Raw genomic sequence first — 16,037 nt, forward strand, 5'->3', positions numbered from 1 at the left:
CGCCCTACGTCGCGCCCGCGGTGACCGGTGCGCGAGCCGCGTCGGCGCTCATCAGCCGGCCCGCTTCGCGCAGCGCGGCGCGCACCGTTTCCGGCGTGAACGGCGGGGCGTAGAACCGTACGCCGGTGGCATCGAACAGCGCGTTCGCGACCGCCGCCGGCCCCGGCACCGATGCCGATTCGCCCGCACCCAGCGGCGGTTCGCCTTGCCTCGGCATCAGCACGACGTCGACGTCCGGCACTTCCGCGAACGTCAGGATCGGGTAGCTCGCCCATTCGCGCGACGCGACCTTGCCGTCCGCGAACCGCACGCGTTCCTTCAGCGTGCGACTCAATACCTGGATCACGTTGCCGTGGATCTGGTGGCGCACGCCATCGGGGTTGATCATCGTGCCCGTGTCCTGACCGACCGTCACGCGCTCGATACGAATCTCGCCCGACACGCGATCGACGCTCAGGTCGACGATCCACGCCGACCATGCCGCGCCGAAACCGGGGAAGCGGCTGTGCACGTAGCGCGCATACGCGATCCCGCGGCCATGCACGAGCCGCGATGCGTCGCGTTCTTCGCGTTCGTTCGTCGGGCGCGGCGCGCGCGGCGTCCAGCCCACGCGGTCGGCCACTGCCTGCAGCAGTTCGGTTGCGCGCAGATCCTGCAGATGGCGCAGCCGGAACGCGAGCGGATCGACGCCGGTCAGCGCCGCGCATTCGTCGACGAATGCATCGTGCGCGAACGAATTCGGCAAGGCCGATACGCCGCGCAGCCACGATGCGCGCACGAGCGGCGCGAGATCCTCGCAGACGAAGCGCCGATGCGGGCTCGCATACGGCGACACGGCCGTGCGGTCGCCCATCTCGAACACGCGCGGTTCGGGCGCGATCGCGCCGGTCAGCAGCGCCGCGAGCAGCGGCGCGTCGTTCGACGGGTAGCGTGTCGTGAAGTCATAGCCGAGCAGGCGGCCGTCGCGCGTGACGGTGCCCGTCACCTGCATCGACTGGCCCGCGCCTTTCGGTTCCCACAGATGTTCGTCCGCGCGCGACAGTTGCACACGCACCGGGCGGCCGACCGCGCGCGACAGCAGCAGCGCGTCGCCGCACACGTCGTCCGCGCCGTTGCGGCCGTAGCAGCCGGCCGCTTCCATCCGCACGATGTCGACATCGGCTTCGTCGCGCGCGACGAGCGTCGCGAGGTCGTAGCGCAGCGACACGGGATTCTGCGTGCCGGACCACACGGTGATGCGCCCGTCGCCGGGCGCGCGGTAGTCGGCGAGCGCACAGGACGGGCCGATCGAGCCGTGCATCTGGAACGGCCACGCGTAAGTACGCGACAGCGTGAGCGTGTCCGGTTCCGTTCGCGCGGCGCCGACGTCGCCTTCGTCGAGCAGCACGCGCCGTCTGGCCGGCGCGGCGGCGATCGCGGCGGCCGGTTCGTCGAGCGGCGGCAGCGCGGGCAGCGGCCGCCACTTCACGCGCAACTGGCGCGCGGCGCGGATCGCCTGCTCCTCGCGCTCGGCGACCACACCGACGAAATCGCCGAGCACGACGACGGCCACGAGCCCCGGCACGTCGGCCACCGACGCGCGATCGACGTCCAGCAGCGACGTGCCGACGAACGGGCCGCTGTCGTGGCCCGCGTACAGCGGCCGCACGACGCGGCCGTGCAGCATGCCCGGCACGCGCATGTCGTGCACGAACGTGAGCTGGCCGGTCGCCTTCGCGGGCAGGTCGACGCGCGGCGACGCGCGGCCGACGATCCGGTATCGAGCAGGGTCCTTCGTGCGGGCGTTCAGGTCGAGCGTCAGCGCGATCCGCCGCGCGGCGACGAGCGCGGCGAACGTGATCGTGTGTCCCTCGGCGGAAATCGTTCCGTCGTCGATGTCCAGCCGCGCCGTGTCGACGCCGAACCGCTCGGCGGCGAGCGCGAGCAGCGCGTGACGGGCCTGCGCGGCCGCGCAGCGCAGCGGCGTCGCGGCAATCTGGATCGTCGCGCTCGCGATGGTCGGGCCCTGGTTCGGCGTCGCGGCCGTGTCGCCGAGCACCATCGTCACGCGCGCGGCCGGCACGTCGAGTTCTTCGGCGACGATCTGCGCGAGCGACGTGCGGATGCCGGTGCCGAGATCGACGTGTCCGTTGAATGCGAGGATGCGGCCGTCGTCGAGAATCGCGACGAAGACTTCGGGCAGCGCCGGCACGTAGGACGACAGGCTGCCCGGCTGGCCGGGCGCCGGCTTCACGGGCGGCGCGGGCGGCCGGATCACGGTCAGGCAGCCGGTGCGCGCGAGCAGTTCGGAGCGGTTCACGGGGAGAGGTCCTGTCGAGGGCGGCGTGGCCGGCGGGTGATGGCGTCGGGCAGCGTACGGGGCGGCGGCGCGCGTGAAGGCAATCTAGGTCGCCAAAAGCGCAGCGTCAATCGCGGGCGGCGCACCGGCGCCGCCCGCGATGCGTCGCGACTCAGCGTGCGCGGGCCTGCACGGCGTCGATCGCCGCGATCGCATCGTCGAGCGGCATCACGGCCGCATATTTCTGCTGCATGTCGAACAGGTTCGCGTCGTGCGGCGCGATCGCGCGATCGCCGACGCAATCGGCGAGCACGAGCGGGCGGAACCCGTGCGACATCGCGTCGACGACGCTCGCGCGCACGCAGCCGCTCGTCACGGCGCCCGCGACGAGCAGCGTCTGCACCGCGCGCTGCGCGAGCCACGGCGCGAGCTGCGTGCCGAAGAACGCGGACGGCACGGTCTTGCGCACGACCAGTTCGCCCGGCGCGGGCGTGAGTTCGGGCACGATCGCGCTGTTCGGATGATGCTCGGTCAGCGTCGCCATGCCGGGCACCTTCAGCGAGAACACGTTGTCGTCGCTGCCGTCGTCCGCATACACGATGCGGCTGTGCGCGACCGGCCAGCCGCGTTCGCGCGCGAGCGCCAGCGCATGCGTGGTGCGCGCGATCGCCGGCGCGATGTTGCCGCCGCCGAAGGTCGCGGGATCGGCGAAGCCGACCACGAAGTCGACGATCAGCAGTCCAATGTTGCCGTGCGGCGGCAGCGGCGTGCCGAAACCCTGCTGGCGATACACGTTCGCTTCGGCGTGACGGGAAAGATCGTTCATGGTGTCGGGCTCGTCGGTATCAGGCGGGTTGGTCGGTCACGCGGCCGTCGCGCACGACGGTCTCGCCGTCGAGCTCGACCGTGCAGCGGCGCAGCGGGATGTCGATATGGCAGGTGGTCGTGCGGCTGCCGCCGCCTTCGTTGTTCGGGCCGAGCGAGAACAGGAAGTTGCCCTCGAACGCGCGCGCGTCCATCCCGATCGTCGCCTCGCGGTCGTACAGCCCGAGCGTCGACCAGCGCGCGCGCGGCTGCAGCCCCCAGCCGATATGCGAGATCGCATAGCCTTCGGGGTCGGTGAACGTGTCCATGTAGTCGCGCAGCAGGTCGGCGTCGACGCCGCCTTCGATGCGCGTCGCGTAACCGCCTTCGACGGTCAGCGCGATCGGCTCGCGCACGTAGTGCTTCTGCGGCAGCAGGATGTCGCCGCGGTCGATCACGATCGTGCCGCGCGCGGTGCGATCGTTCGGATAGGTCAGCGCGAAGCCGCTCGGCCAGTGATCCCAGCGGCCCGGCGCGTCGACGAAGCCGTATTCGGCGGTCGGCGGGAACTCGCCGAGCGGGCACACGAGCGCGGTGCCGGCCGCCGAGCTCACGCGCATCTCGCGCGCGGCGGCGATTTTCTTCGATGCGGCGAGCACGCGCGTGCGGTCGGCCAGGGTCGGCACCATCCGCACCAGCACTTCGGGCGGCTCGACCGCGAGCAGGATCTTCGTGCCCGATTTCAGGATGTCGTGCTGCTCGGGCGAGAACAGCAGCGTCATCAGGTCGAGCACGAGGTCGCTCTCGCGCAGCGCGGCGATCGCGGCGCGGTTGCCGGTCAGCGGCGTCGTGCCGAGGTAGGCGAGCGGGTCGCGGCTGAATGCCTTGTCGCCGTTGACGGGCGGCAGGTCGAGCCGGTTGACGATCGCGCCGAGCGACTGCGTCGCGATCAGCGCGCACGACAGCGTCTGCGGATGGGTGGCCGCGCTCGTCAGGATCGTGACGGTCTGGCCCGGCTCGAGGCGCGACAGCGTGAGGACCTGCTTCCACGCGTCGATCAGTTGGGTATCGCTGACTGGCATCGTCGGCTCCGGTAAAGGCGTGAAGGAAAGCGGCGGACGCCGCGCTCAGGGCGCGAGCGGCGCGCCGAGGAAGTCGCCGAACGCCGTGTAGAAGCCCGCCGCGTTGTCCCACGGGATCATGTGGCCGGCGTCGGGCACGCGCACGTGCCGCATCGTCGGCGTCGCGCGCTGCAGCTCGGCGACGTCGTCGTCGCGCACCACGTCGCCGCGCTCGGCGGTGATCAGCAGCGACGGCACGGCCAGTTGCGCGGCATCCGCGTGGAAATCGTCGGTGTGGAAGCCTTCGTACGACGTGCGCACCGCGCGTTCGTCGCAGGTGTGCAGCCATTCGGCGCGCAACTGCAGCTCGGCATCGGTCCAGGTCGGGCAGAACGCGCGCATGCCTTCGGCGTCCGTGCCGGCACGCGCGAGCGCCATCGAGTCGATGTACCACGGCAGCTTGCCCGGGTAGTCGCGGCGGTTCGGGCCCGAGACGGGCGGATCGACCAGCACGACGGAGGCGAGCCCGCGGATGCCGCGCCGGGCCGCGCGCGCGGCGATCCGCGCGCCCATCGAATGGCCGACGAGGCTCGTGCGCGGCAGATCGAGCGCGGCGACGAGCGCCGCGACGTCGTCCGCCTGTGCATCGAGGCTGTAGTCGAGCGACGGCGACGCGTCCGACAGCCCGCGGCCGCGCACGTCGAGCACGTAGGTGTCGAACGCCGCGCCGAAGGTTTCGCCGACGAAGCCCCACGTGATCGCGGGGCTCGTGATGCCGGGAATCAGCACGATCGCCGGGCGCGACGCGCGCGCGCCGGTCGCGCCGCCGTAGCGCAGATAGTGCTGGCGGATGCCGTTGGCGCGGACGTTCGCGCCGTACAGGAAAGTCGAGGACATGAAGATGCTCCGAAGTAGCGGCGGCGCTCAGTACGCGCCCGACAGCAGCGCGCCGGCGCCCGGCACGACCGGTTCGAGATCGAGTTCGCGCAGCATCGCGTAGGTGGTCGCGATCGCGGCGGTGATCACCGGCTTGCCCGTCATCGCCTCGACCTTCGCGACGGCGGCCAGCGACGGCATCTGCACGCACGCGGACAGCACGATCGCGTCGGCGTCCTGGTACGGCAGCGTCTTCACGATGTCGGGCAGGCGCGCCGGATCGTGGCGGCCGACGTCGAGGTTGTCGGGGATTTCCAGCGCGCGGTACGCGAGCACGTCGAAGCCTTCGTTGCGGATGTAGTCGACCACCAGCTCGGTGAGCGGCAGCATGTACGGCGCGACGACGACGATGCGCTTCGCGCCGATCACCTTCAGCGCGTCGACCAGCGCGCCCGCGCTCGTCAGCACCGGCGCCTGCGCGCCGTTGTCGGCCGTGTGCTTCGTGAGGCGCGCCTGCGACACGCGGTGGTAGCCATGCCCCATCGCCATGATCGCGACGAGGCACGCGTAGCCGAGCACGTCGACGCGCGCATCGCTCAGTTCCACCGCACAGCGGTCGGATTCGGCGTCCATCGCCGCGAGTTCTTCCTTGACGACCTTCTTCATCCGCATCCGGCTCGAGTGATACGTAAAGCGCTCGGGGCGGATCGCTTCGCGCAGCCGCAGCATCGCGGGAATTTCCGTTTCCATCGTCGTGTTGGAACTCGGCACGATCTGGCCGATGCGGTAGGTCTTGCTCATGACGGGAGGCTCCGTGTCGGTAAGGAGGGGGCGGCACGCTGGCGCGGGATCGCCGGATGTTGGGCAAAGTCTAGTGTGTACATTTGAAAATGGCAATGGATCAAAATGACGTTCGACACGGCTGGATTGTTGTTGTGGGCGGGATTTTGTCGATTTATTAGTGTTTTCCCGAATGTGTCGATGTCGATCAACAATCCGCTTGTCCTGAATAAATTGAGTGTGTACGCTACATAAACGCCATTCAATCCGCCCGTCCTCGCACCGTGTTCCGCAACGGGCCACCCACGATCAGGAGATCCGCATGAGCAAACCCCGTATCGCAATCATCGGCGCCGGTCTCGGCGGCACGGCCGCGGCTGCGCTGCTGCAGCGCGGCGGCTACGACGTCGCGCTGTACGAGCAGGCGCCCGCGTTCTCGCGCCTCGGCGCGGGGATCCATCTCGGCCCGAACGTGATGAAGATCATGCGGCGCATCGGCTGCGAGGACGCGCTGGAGACGATGGGTTCGCATCCGGATTTCTGGTACAGCCGCGACTGGCGCACGGCCGACGTGCTGTCGCAAATTCCGCTCGGCGAATACGCGCGCAAGACTTACGGCGCGCGCTACCTGACCGTGCATCGCGGCGATTTCCATGCGCTGATGACGCAGGCGGTGACGCCCGGCACGATCCGCTTCGGCAAGAAGCTCGCGGCGGTGGAGGACACCGGCAGCGACGTGCGCCTGACGTTCGCCGACGGCAGCGTCGAGACGGCCGACATCGCGATCGGCGCGGACGGCGTGAATTCGCGCATCCGCGAGCACCTGCTCGGTGCGGAACCGCCGCGCTACACCGGTTACGTCGCGCACCGCGCGGTGTTCCCGGCCGCGCTGCTCGGCAACAAGCCGTACGACATGTGCGTGAAGTGGTGGTCGGAGGATCGCCACATGATGGTCTACTACGTGACCGAGAAGCGCGACGAGTACTACTACGTGACCGGCGTGCCGCAGGCCGAGTGGCCGGAAGGCGTGTCGATGGTCGACAGCAGCCGCGACGAGATGCGCGAGGCGTTCGCCGGTTTCCACGCCGACATCCAGCATTTGATCGACGTCTCGCCGTCGATCACCAAATGGCCGCTGCTGGAACGCGATCCGCTGCCGTTGTGGAGTCGCGGCCGCCTCGTGCTGCTCGGCGACGCGTGCCATCCGATGAAGCCGCACATGGCGCAGGGCGCGGCGATGGCGATCGAGGATGCGGCGATGCTCGCGCGCTGTCTCGACGAGGTCGGCATCGGCGACCATGCGGGTGCGTTCGCGCTGTACGAGGCGAACCGTGCGGCGCGCGCGTCGAAGGTGCAGCTCGTGTCGCACAACAACACGTGGCTGCGCACCAACGAGGATCCGTCGTGGGTGTTCGGATACGACGTATTCGACGTGCCGCTCGAAGCGCCGTCGCGCAGCAACGTGGCGGCCGCGGCCTGACGCGCGGCGCCCGCGCCGGCCGGCGCCGTGCAGCCGCCTCGCCGGTGCGGGGCCGATGCGCCGCAACGCACGCATTTCGGCGTGTTATATGTCAGGCGCGCGCCGACAAGCGCCAGCCGGCGGCCGTGCCCGCCGCCGGCCGACTCGGCCCGCATTCTGCATTCCGGATCGATCAATGTCCCATCCCGCTTCTCCGCCGCGGCCGCTGGCGTTTCGCGTGAACGGCGCGCCGTACACCGTCGCCGGCGCCATGCCCGACACGCCGCTGCTGCTGGTCCTGCGCAACGACTGCGCGCTCAATGGCCCGAAATACGGCTGCGGGCTCGGGCAATGCGGTGCGTGCACGGTGCTCGTCGACGGGCAGCCCACGCGTTCATGCGTCGTGCCGGCCGCCGCCGCGCACGGACGCGACGTCACGACGCTGGAAGGGCTCGGGTCGTGCGACGCGCCGCATCCGATCCAGCGCGCGTTCATCGACGAGCAGGCCGCGCAATGCGGGTATTGCCTGAACGGGATGATCATGAGCACGAAGGCGCTGCTCGATCGCAACCCCGCGCCCGACGATGCGGCGATCCGGGATGCGCTGCGCTTCAACCTGTGCCGTTGCGGCACGCATCTGGAGATCATTCGCGCGGTGCATCGCGCCGCACGCTATCTGCGAGGCGGCGATGAAGCATGACGCAGGTTTGCCCGTGGCGCCGGCGCGCGTGACGGAACCGGCGCCGCCCGATGACGCGGCCGCCGACGCATCGCGCCCGCATCGCGCGTGCTACGCGTGGCCGATCGGCGCTGCGCGCACGCATGCATCGTTCGATATCGAAACACGGACCGCGCCCGACGGCCGGATGACGACCTGGCGCTATCGCGCGCAGGCGGCCGGCGCGGGCGGGGACGATGCTCGCGGTGTGGACGAGCGTGCCGGGCGCGGCCCCGCATCGCCATTCGTCTACCGGCACGCGCAGACGTCGATCGAACTGGCCGATGAAGATGGCGCGATTCCCGGTCACGCGCACGTGTTTGCCCGCGAATCCTTCGTCGACGAACTCGCGGGCGCGTTGCGGCGCGACCCGGTCGCGTTGCGGTTGCAGCATCTCGATGCCGAGCGCGATGCGGGGCCGCGCGAAACGATCCGGATGGTCAGCGAACGCGCCGCCTGGGGCGTGCCGACCGCGGCCGGGGCGAACGCGGCGTCGCGTGTCAGCGGGCGCGGTTTCGCGTTCGATGGCGAGCATGTCGATGCGCACGCAACCGCATCCGGCGACGATGCCGACCATGACCGCGATCCGCGCTGGTCCGCGTGGGTCGTCGATCTCGACGTGGACTGCGCGACGGGCGACGTCTCGGTGCGGCGCGTGGTGGCCGGGCAGGGCACCGGCGAGCCGGGCGACGCGTCGCTGGCCGGCCTGCCCGCGTGGCAGATCGAGGCCGCGATTTCCCGCGTGATGGGCGCACGGTTGTCCGCGCGGCCCGCGCACGACGAGACCGGTGCCGGCGAGCGGGCCGACGCGATCGCGCACGAACTGATTGCAGTCGACGCGGCCGCGCGTCGCGCGCACGGCGACCTGTCCGAACACGATGCGCGGCGGATCGAACAGGCGGCCGCGCCGGCCGCTGCCGCGATCGCGAATGCGCTGTACGACGCGACGGGCGTGCGGTTTCGCGCACCGCCGTTCGATGCCGCGCACATTCGCGCCGCGCTCGCGCAACCGGTGCCGGTCGATGCCGGCGACGGCCGGCAAGCAGCCCCGCGCCGCGCGTCGCGCTGGCGCCGCTGGCTGGCCGGCGGCGGCGCGGGCGGGGTGGTCGGCGGGCTGATCGGGCTGGCGTGCGCGATCCTGCCGGGCCCCGCGCCGATCGCGCCCGTTGCGTCGATGGCGCCCGGCGGCGCGGACGGCGCGACGTGGAGCGCGGCGATGCTCGAACGCGGCCGCCAGGTCGCGCTCGCCGGCGATTGCGCGGTATGCCACACGGCGCCCGGCGGCGCGACCAACGCGGGCGGCCTCGCGCTCGATACGCCGTTCGGCACGATCTACACGACGAACCTCACGCCCGATCCGGACACCGGCATCGGTGCGTGGTCATACCCGGCGTTCGCCCGCGCGATGCGCGAAGGCATCTCGCGCGACGGTTCGCACCTGTATCCGGCGTTTCCGTACACCGCATTCGCGAAGCTGAGCGAGCCCGATCTGCTCGCGCTCTATGCGTACCTGATGTCGCAGCCGCCGGTGAAGCACGTGCCGCCGAAGACGAAGCTGCCGTTCCCGCTCGACCAGCGGCGGCTCGTGGCCGGCTGGAACTGGCTGTATCACGACGCGCGGCCGTTTGCGCCGGACCCGGCGCGTTCGGCGATGTGGAATCGCGGCAAGTATCTGGTCGACGGCGCCGGACACTGCGGCGCCTGCCATACGCCGCGCAACGCGCTCGGCGCGGAGAAGGGCGGCCTCGCCTACCTGTCGGGCGGCGAAGCGGAAGGATGGGTCGCGCCGCCGCTCGTCGCGTCGCCGGCCGCGCCGGTGCCATGGACCGAAGGCGCGCTGTTCGACTATCTGCGCACGGGGTTCTCGGCGCAGCACGGCGTCGCAGCCGGGCCGATGGCGCCCGTCGTCGCGGGGCTCGCGGCGCTGCCCGAGTCCGACGTGCAGGCGATCGCGCACTATCTGGCGTCGCTGTCGCCGCCCGTCGATGCGGCGGTCGCCGCGGACGCGGCCGCCGGCCACGCGCGCGGCGCGGACACCGTCGCGACGCTCGGCCTCGAGAACGGCCGCCGCGCGTTCGACGCCGCGTGCGCGGTCTGTCATGCGGAATCGGGCGGTGTCGGGCATTTCGGCGTGCGTCCGCTGATGGGGCTCAACACGAGCGTCAGCCAGGCGACGCCGGACAACCTGCTGCGCGTGCTGCACCACGGGATCGACCAGCCGGCCACCGACGGGCTCGGCTACATGCCGGGCTTCGGCGATGCCTTCGACGATCGGCAGATGGCCGAGCTTGCCGCGTACATCCGCGCGCGCTACGCGCCGGGGCAGCCGGCGTGGCGCAACCTCGCGGAAGCATCCGCTCGAATCCGTCAGGCGGGTGCACATTGACCGTCGCGCCGGCGTGAGCGGCCGCGCCGGCGGGCATGCCGGGCGAAATGACCTGACGAACGAAAACGATGGCCGGCGACGGCTGTAATTCTTGCCAGATTTGGCCATCGTTTAACCATTCGAAACAATGTGTTCACCGAAAGGGGCATGATCTCCGGCGATCGAGCAGGCATACTGTCGCCTATGTTGTTCAATGCACGTCGACCGGCGTGCGCCTGCCCTCCATGTCCATTCCAGTCTCTTTTCGAACCCTGCGATGGTTGACCATTGCGGCTGCTGCATGCTTGCTCGCCGCGTGTTCGACTGCTTCCGACGTGACCGCGACGTCGAACCCGAACGTGTTCACCGTGACGACGCGCACGATCGGCGTGTCGACGACGTGGGCCGACGCCCACGAGAAGGCCGTCAACGAAGCCACCAACTACTGCACGCAGCGCGGGATGCGCGCAAGCGTGAAGCAGGAATCGCTGACCGGCGGCCGCCGCGTCGACGCCCGCTCCGAACTCGCGTTCGAGTGCCATCCGACCTTCGAGACGGCGTCGAACCCGCGCGGTTGACCGACCGTTGACCGACCGGCGGCATGATGCCGCCGCCCGCGTTTTTCTTCCCCCGCCGGCAAACCGACCCGCGATGCCGTTCCGGCCCATCGCGGGTCGACGCACGTCCGGCGTCGGCCGGGCAGGTCAGGCCGGCTGCGCCTCGTACAGCTTCACGCACGCGGAGAAGTCGAGCGTGCCGAGCCCCTGCTGGCTCATCGACTGATACAGCTGCTGCGCGAGCGCGCCCATCCAGACCGGCTGATGCGCGCTGCGCGCGGCTTCCGTCGCGAGCCCGAGATCCTTCAGCATCAGGTTCGCCGCGAAGCCGCCCGCATAGCCGCGCGCGGCCGGCGCCGTGTCGCTCACGCCCGGATACGGGTTGTACGCGTCCGAACTCCAGCAGCGGCCGGTCGACGTGTTGATGATGCCGGCCAGCACGGCCGGATCGATGCCGAGCGCGGCGCCGAGCGTCATCGCTTCCGATACGCCCATCATCGAGATGCCGAGCAGCAGGTTGTTGCAGATCTTCGCGATCTGGCCGGTGCCGGTGCCGCCGCAGTGCACGACGTTCTTGCCCATGTCGAGCAGCACCGGGCGGATGCGCTCGTACAGCGGCGCGTCCGCGCCGACCATGAAGGTCAGCGTGCCGGCCTGCGCGCCGCCCGTGCCGCCCGACACGGGCGCATCGGCGAGCGGGAAGTCGCGCTGCGCGGCGGCGTCGGCCACCGCGCGCACGGTGCCCGGATCGATCGTGCTGCAGTCGATCAGCGTCGCGCCGGCGCGCGCGCCGGCCAGCACGCCGTCGTCGCCGAGGTAGACGGCGCGCACGTGCTGCGCGGCCGGCAGCATCGTGATCACGACCGCGCCGCGCGCCGCCGCTTCGCGCGGCGAGCCGGCCGCCGTCGCGCCGGCGCGCACCGCGGCGTCGACCGCGTGCGCGTCGAGGTCGAACACCGTCAGCGCGTGGCCGGCCTTGAGCAGGTTGGCGGCCATCGGGCCGCCCATGTTGCCGAGTCCGATGAATGCGATTTCCATGTGCAGGCTCCTCGTGCTCGGCATCAACGCAGCGCGATCGTCGTGTTCACGCCGCCGGCCGTCGCCTCGTCGTCGAACCAGCGCGCGGTGACCGTCTTGGTCTGCGTGTAGAACTGCACGACCTGCTTGCCGTACGGGCCGAGATCGCCGAGCTTCGAGCCGCGCGAACCGGTGAAGCTGAAGTAGGGCACCGGCACCGGAATCGGGATGTTGATGCCGACCTGGCCGATGTCGATCTCGCTCTGGAACTTGCGCGCGGCCGCGCCGCTCTGCGTGAACAGGCCCACGCCGTTGCCCATCGGGTTGCGGTTGACGAGCGCGATCGCGTCGTCGAGCGTGTCGGCTTCCATCACGACCACCACCGGCCCGAAGATTTCTTCCTGGTAGATCGACATGTCGGTCGTCACGCCGGAGAAGATCGTCGGGCCGACGAAGTTGCCGTGCTCGTAGCCGGGCACCTTCACGTCGCGGCCGTCGAGCAGCAGCGTCGCGCCTTCCTTCACGCCGGCGTCGATCAGCGACAGGATGCGCGCCTTCGCCGCCTTCGACACGACCGGGCCGACGTCGGTGCCGGCTTCCGCGCCCGCATTGACCTTCAACGCCTTCGCCTTTTCGACGAGATCGGGCAGCCAGTCGCGCGCCTGGCCGACCAGCACGACGACCGACGTCGCCATGCAGCGCTGGCCGGCCGCGCCGAAGCCCGCGCCGACGAGTGCGTTGATCGACTGCTCGCGATGCGCATCGGGCAGCACGACCGCGTGGTTCTTCGCGCCCATCATCGACTGCACGCGCTTGCCGTGCTGGCTGCCGAGGTTGTACACGTGCGTGCCGACGCGCGTCGAGCCGACGAACGAGATCGCCTTGATGTCCGGGTGCGTGCACAGGCGGTCGACCACCGTCTTGCCGCCGTGCACGACGTTCAGCACGCCTGGCGGCACGCCGGCCTCGATCGCGAGTTCGACGAGCTGCATCGTCGACAGCGGGTCCTGCTCGGACGGCTTCAGCACGAACGTGTTGCCGCACACGATCGCCATCGGGAACATCCACAGCGGAATCATCCCGGGGAAATTGAACGGCGTGATGCCCGCGCAGACGCCGATCGGCTGGCGCAGCGTGTAGGTATCGACGCCGCCCGCGACGTTCTCCGCGAATTCGCCTTGCTGCAGCGTGCCGATCGAGCACGCGTGCTCGACCACCTCGAGGCCGCGGAAGATGTCACCCTGCGCGTCGGGCAGCGTCTTGCCTTGTTCGGCCGTCAGCGTGTGCGCGATCCGTTCGAGATTGCGGCGCACGAGATCCTGAAACTTCAGCATGATGCGCAGCCGCGCGCCGATCGGCGTCGTCTTCCAGGTCTGGAACGCGCGCTGCGCGGAGGCGATCGCGGCATCGACCTCGTCGAGCGTCGCGTACGGCACGCGGCCGATGACTTCCTGCGTCGCGGGGTTGACGATGTCGCCCCATTCGGCACTGCGCGAATCGACGAACGCGCCGTCGATCAGCAGCTTGGCGGTGGGCAGGGCGAGGGTGGTCTGGGGAACTGCGGCGTTCATGGAACTCTCTCCGGGAAACGGTGGTGCGAAGCAAAAGGGTGGCCTGCGTCCGCCGCGCGTGCGGCGACGGCGGACGGCAGGTCGAACTGAAATCGAATGAAGGCGGGCGGTGCGCTACGCGCGCGCCGGTCGCATCAACGCGGTGCACATGAGCGCGAACACGCCGAAGCCGACGAGGTACGCGATCACGTAGTGCGGCTGGCCGCCGCCGGCCTTGAGCAGCGACGTCGCGATCATCGGCGCGAAGCCGCCGCCGATCACGCCGGCAAGCTGCACCGACAGCGAGATGCCGCTGTAGCGGATTTCCGCCGGGAACTGCTGCGCGAACAGCAGCGATTCCGGCGCATAGAGGATCGGGAACACGACGCCGAGGCCGAGCACGATCGCCCACCATGCGGTCGACGTCTGCTGCGTGCCGAGCATCATGAAGAACGGCGCGGCGAACGCGCACATCAGCACGAGGCCGATCGCGAACATCCGGCGCTGGCCGATGCGGTCGCTCAGATGCCCGCACAGCGGCATCGTGACGAGCGACAGCGCCGCGCCGGCCGTGATCGCGTGCAGCATCTCGGCCTTCGGCAGATGCAGTTGCTGCGTCGCGTAAGCGAGCGCGAACGTGACGACCATGTAGAACCAGGTGTTCTCGGCGGCGCGCGCGCCGACGATCGTCAGCACCTCGCGCGGATGGCGGCGCAGCGCGGCCGTCACCGGCGATTTCTCGGCCTTGCCCTGCTTGCGGACCTTCTCGAAGTCGGGCGATTCCGGCACCTTCGCGCGGATGAACCAGCCGAGGCCGACGAGCGCGATGCTCGCGAGGAACGGCACGCGCCAGCCCCACGACAGCATGTCGGCTTCCGGCAGCGCGGCCACCGCGGCCATCGCCACCGACGACAGGATCAACCCGAGCCCGACGCCCGTCTGCGGCAGGCTGCCGAATAGCCCCTTGCGGCCCTTCGGCGCGTGCTCGACGGCCATCAGCACCGCGCCGCCCCATTCGCCGCCCACCGCCATGCCCTGCAGGAAACGCATCGCGATCAAGAGCGCGGCGGCCCAGTAGCCGATGCTGTCGTACGACGGGATCAGCCCGATGATCATGCTCGGCACGCCCATCAGCAGCAGCGTGATCATCAGCATCGACTTGCGCCCGATGCGGTCGCCGAAGTGGCCGAACACGATGCCGCCCATCGGCCGCCCGATGAAGCCGACCGCGAACGTGCCGAACGCGGCGAGCGTGCCGACGACCGGGTCCAGCGACGGGAAGAAGATGCGGTTGAACACGAGCGCGGCGGCCGTGCCGTAGAGGAAGAAGTCGTACCACTCGATCGTGGTGCCGGCCATGCTGGCCCAGCCGGCCAGCAGGTAGTGCTTCGCGGTGCGCTCGGGCGCCGGCGTCGCGATGGTCGCATGCTCATCGAGGGTGGATCGCGTTTGCATGGTGTCTCCGTGGTGGTGCCGCGGTTCATGGTCCGCAGGTCACGGTCGAGTATAGTTATGCGCAGATTCATGATGTACCGATAAAGAAACCGGTTGGATGTGCATTTATGCATATCGACGGCCGGCCCGGAGACGCCCGCCTTTTTCCTTCGCCGATGCGACATGCCACCGAGCCGGTTTCCGGCAACCTGAACTGGGACGACCTGCGCTTTTTCCTCGAGGTCGCGCGCACGCAGCGCGCGAGCGGCGCCGCGAAGCGGCTCGGCGTCGACTACACGACCGTCGCGCGGCGCATCCGCGCGCTCGAGGCCGCGATGGGCACGCTGCTGTTCGACAAGTCGCGCTCCGGCGGCTTCACGCTGACGGCGGAAGGGCAGCGGCTCGTCGCGTATGCGGATGCGATGGAGACGACCGTGCAGTCCGCGTGCGACCAGGTCGCGAACACCGGCGAGGCGCTGTCGGGCCACGTGCGGATCGGGTCGACCGAAGGGTTCGGCTGCTTTTTCCTCGCGCCGCAGCTCGCGCGGTTCCGCGCCGCGCATCCGCACGTGACGGTCGACCTGCTGCCGGTGCCGCACTTCGTCAACCTGCCGAAACGCGAGGCCGATCTCGCGATCACGCTCGAGCGGCCCGAACGCGGGCCTTACGTGGTCACGAAGCTGTGCGACTACCAGTTGCGGCTCTATGCGACCCGCGACTATCTGGCGAATCATGCGCCGATCACCTGTACGGACGATCTCGCGCAGCACGCGTTCATCAGCTACGTCGACGATCTCGCGTTCAGCAACGAACTGCTGTACCTCGACCGCGCGGTGCCCGGCGCGACGGCCGGCTTGCGCACGACCAGCGTGATCGCGCAGGTTTTCGCGGCGCTGCAGGGCGGCGGCCTGGCGATCCTGCCGTGTTTCATGGCGGCCACGCAGCCGGCGCTGGTGCCGGTGCTGCCGAACGACGTGGTCGTCACGCGGTGTTTCTGGCTGACGTGCCGCGAGGATCTGCGCAAGCTGCGGCGCGTGACCGCGCTGTGGGATTACCTGCGCGCGGCGGCCGATGCGAACCGCGCGTTGCTGTCGGGAGAATCGGGGACGCTGCGATTCGTCGGCGAGCAGGAATAGCG

Annotated in this window: 13 protein-coding genes; 5 read left to right on the plus strand and 8 right to left on the minus strand. The window is 70.1% G+C overall.

Annotation, left to right across the window (positions count from 1 at the left end):
- Positions 1-4 precede the first annotated feature (4 nt).
- The 5 genes from H0X95_RS12610 to H0X95_RS12630 all read right to left on the minus strand — a co-directional run bounded on the left by H0X95_RS12610 (position 5) and on the right by H0X95_RS12630 (position 5,820).
- The gene (locus tag H0X95_RS12610; RefSeq protein ID WP_048985012.1) at positions 5-2,299 is read right to left on the minus strand and encodes a xanthine dehydrogenase family protein molybdopterin-binding subunit; all 2,295 of its coding nucleotides are present in this window, start codon (positions 2,297-2,299) and stop codon (positions 5-7) included.
- A 151-nt stretch (positions 2,300-2,450) separates the two neighbouring features.
- Positions 2,451-3,104: an isochorismatase family protein gene (locus H0X95_RS12615; protein ID WP_039370139.1), complete on the minus strand. Its 654-nt coding sequence runs from the start codon at positions 3,102-3,104 to the stop codon at positions 2,451-2,453.
- Positions 3,105-3,123: 19 nt separating this feature from the next.
- Positions 3,124-4,164, minus strand: coding sequence for a hypothetical protein (locus H0X95_RS12620; protein WP_059722667.1), 1,041 nt, complete (start codon positions 4,162-4,164; stop codon positions 3,124-3,126).
- A gap of 45 nt (positions 4,165-4,209) precedes the next feature.
- Positions 4,210-5,040, minus strand: coding sequence for an alpha/beta fold hydrolase (locus H0X95_RS12625; protein WP_059722668.1), 831 nt, complete (start codon positions 5,038-5,040; stop codon positions 4,210-4,212).
- 27 nt (positions 5,041-5,067) lie between these two features.
- On the minus strand, positions 5,068-5,820 hold the full coding sequence (locus tag H0X95_RS12630; protein WP_058902943.1) for a maleate cis-trans isomerase family protein: 753 nt from the start codon (positions 5,818-5,820) through the stop codon (positions 5,068-5,070).
- A gap of 301 nt (positions 5,821-6,121) precedes the next feature.
- On the opposite strand from H0X95_RS12630, the gene H0X95_RS12635 reads away from it, so the two are divergent.
- From H0X95_RS12635 to H0X95_RS12650, 4 genes are all read left to right on the plus strand, one after another.
- A complete protein-coding gene (locus tag H0X95_RS12635) occupies positions 6,122-7,279 on the plus strand; it encodes an FAD-dependent monooxygenase (protein WP_006483550.1) in 1,158 nt (385 codons plus the stop codon).
- A 175-nt stretch (positions 7,280-7,454) separates the two neighbouring features.
- Positions 7,455-7,958, plus strand: coding sequence for a (2Fe-2S)-binding protein (locus H0X95_RS12640; RefSeq protein ID WP_059722670.1), 504 nt, complete (start codon positions 7,455-7,457; stop codon positions 7,956-7,958).
- Positions 7,948-10,362, plus strand: a complete 2,415-nt coding sequence (locus tag H0X95_RS12645; RefSeq protein ID WP_080403570.1) for a cytochrome c — start codon at positions 7,948-7,950, stop codon at positions 10,360-10,362. The genes H0X95_RS12640 and H0X95_RS12645 overlap by 11 nt, the downstream gene beginning before the upstream one ends.
- Before the next feature lie 224 nt (positions 10,363-10,586).
- Positions 10,587-10,919 carry a hypothetical protein gene (locus H0X95_RS12650; RefSeq protein ID WP_034178297.1) on the plus strand — a complete coding sequence of 111 codons (333 nt, stop codon included), beginning with the start codon at positions 10,587-10,589 and terminating at the stop codon, positions 10,917-10,919.
- 126 nt (positions 10,920-11,045) lie between these two features.
- Here H0X95_RS12650 and mmsB read toward each other — a convergent pair whose 3' ends face one another.
- From mmsB to H0X95_RS12665, 3 genes are all read right to left on the minus strand, one after another.
- Positions 11,046-11,936 carry a 3-hydroxyisobutyrate dehydrogenase gene (gene mmsB / locus H0X95_RS12655; protein WP_059722673.1) on the minus strand — a complete coding sequence of 297 codons (891 nt, stop codon included), beginning with the start codon at positions 11,934-11,936 and terminating at the stop codon, positions 11,046-11,048.
- Positions 11,937-11,959: 23 nt separating this feature from the next.
- The gene (locus H0X95_RS12660; protein WP_059722675.1) at positions 11,960-13,486 is read right to left on the minus strand and encodes a CoA-acylating methylmalonate-semialdehyde dehydrogenase; all 1,527 of its coding nucleotides are present in this window, start codon (positions 13,484-13,486) and stop codon (positions 11,960-11,962) included.
- A gap of 114 nt (positions 13,487-13,600) precedes the next feature.
- Entirely contained in the window at positions 13,601-14,920 is a 1,320-nt protein-coding gene (locus H0X95_RS12665) for an MFS transporter (protein ID WP_006485292.1), read from the minus strand.
- A 155-nt stretch (positions 14,921-15,075) separates the two neighbouring features.
- Here H0X95_RS12665 and H0X95_RS12670 point away from each other — a divergent pair, with 155 nt between their 5' ends.
- Positions 15,076-16,035: a LysR family transcriptional regulator gene (locus tag H0X95_RS12670; protein WP_012493251.1), complete on the plus strand. Its 960-nt coding sequence runs from the start codon at positions 15,076-15,078 to the stop codon at positions 16,033-16,035.
- The last annotated feature ends 2 nt before the right edge of the window (positions 16,036-16,037 follow it).

Origin of the sequence: Burkholderia sp. 9779_493, assembly GCF_015712215.1 — a bacterium.
Taxonomy (GTDB): domain Bacteria; phylum Pseudomonadota; class Gammaproteobacteria; order Burkholderiales; family Burkholderiaceae; genus Burkholderia; species Burkholderia cenocepacia.

Excerpts from the sequence above, each read along its gene's own strand:
- H0X95_RS12615 (WP_039370139.1), bottom strand. The coding sequence starts at position 3,104 with ATGAACGATCTTTCCCGTCACGCCGAAGCGAACGTGTATCGCCAGCAG.
- H0X95_RS12620 (WP_059722667.1), bottom strand. The coding sequence starts at position 4,164 with ATGCCAGTCAGCGATACCCAACTGATCGACGCGTGGAAGCAGGTCCTC.
- H0X95_RS12625 (WP_059722668.1), bottom strand. The coding sequence starts at position 5,040 with ATGTCCTCGACTTTCCTGTACGGCGCGAACGTCCGCGCCAACGGCATC.
- H0X95_RS12630 (WP_058902943.1), bottom strand. The coding sequence starts at position 5,820 with ATGAGCAAGACCTACCGCATCGGCCAGATCGTGCCGAGTTCCAACACG.
- H0X95_RS12635 (WP_006483550.1), top strand. The coding sequence starts at position 6,122 with ATGAGCAAACCCCGTATCGCAATCATCGGCGCCGGTCTCGGCGGCACG.
- H0X95_RS12640 (WP_059722670.1), top strand. The coding sequence starts at position 7,455 with ATGTCCCATCCCGCTTCTCCGCCGCGGCCGCTGGCGTTTCGCGTGAAC.
- H0X95_RS12645 (WP_080403570.1), top strand. The coding sequence starts at position 7,948 with ATGAAGCATGACGCAGGTTTGCCCGTGGCGCCGGCGCGCGTGACGGAA.
- H0X95_RS12650 (WP_034178297.1), top strand. The coding sequence starts at position 10,587 with ATGTCCATTCCAGTCTCTTTTCGAACCCTGCGATGGTTGACCATTGCG.
- mmsB (WP_059722673.1), bottom strand. The coding sequence starts at position 11,936 with ATGGAAATCGCATTCATCGGACTCGGCAACATGGGCGGCCCGATGGCC.
- H0X95_RS12660 (WP_059722675.1), bottom strand. The coding sequence starts at position 13,486 with ATGAACGCCGCAGTTCCCCAGACCACCCTCGCCCTGCCCACCGCCAAG.
- H0X95_RS12665 (WP_006485292.1), bottom strand. The coding sequence starts at position 14,920 with ATGCAAACGCGATCCACCCTCGATGAGCATGCGACCATCGCGACGCCG.
- H0X95_RS12670 (WP_012493251.1), top strand. The coding sequence starts at position 15,076 with ATGCGACATGCCACCGAGCCGGTTTCCGGCAACCTGAACTGGGACGAC.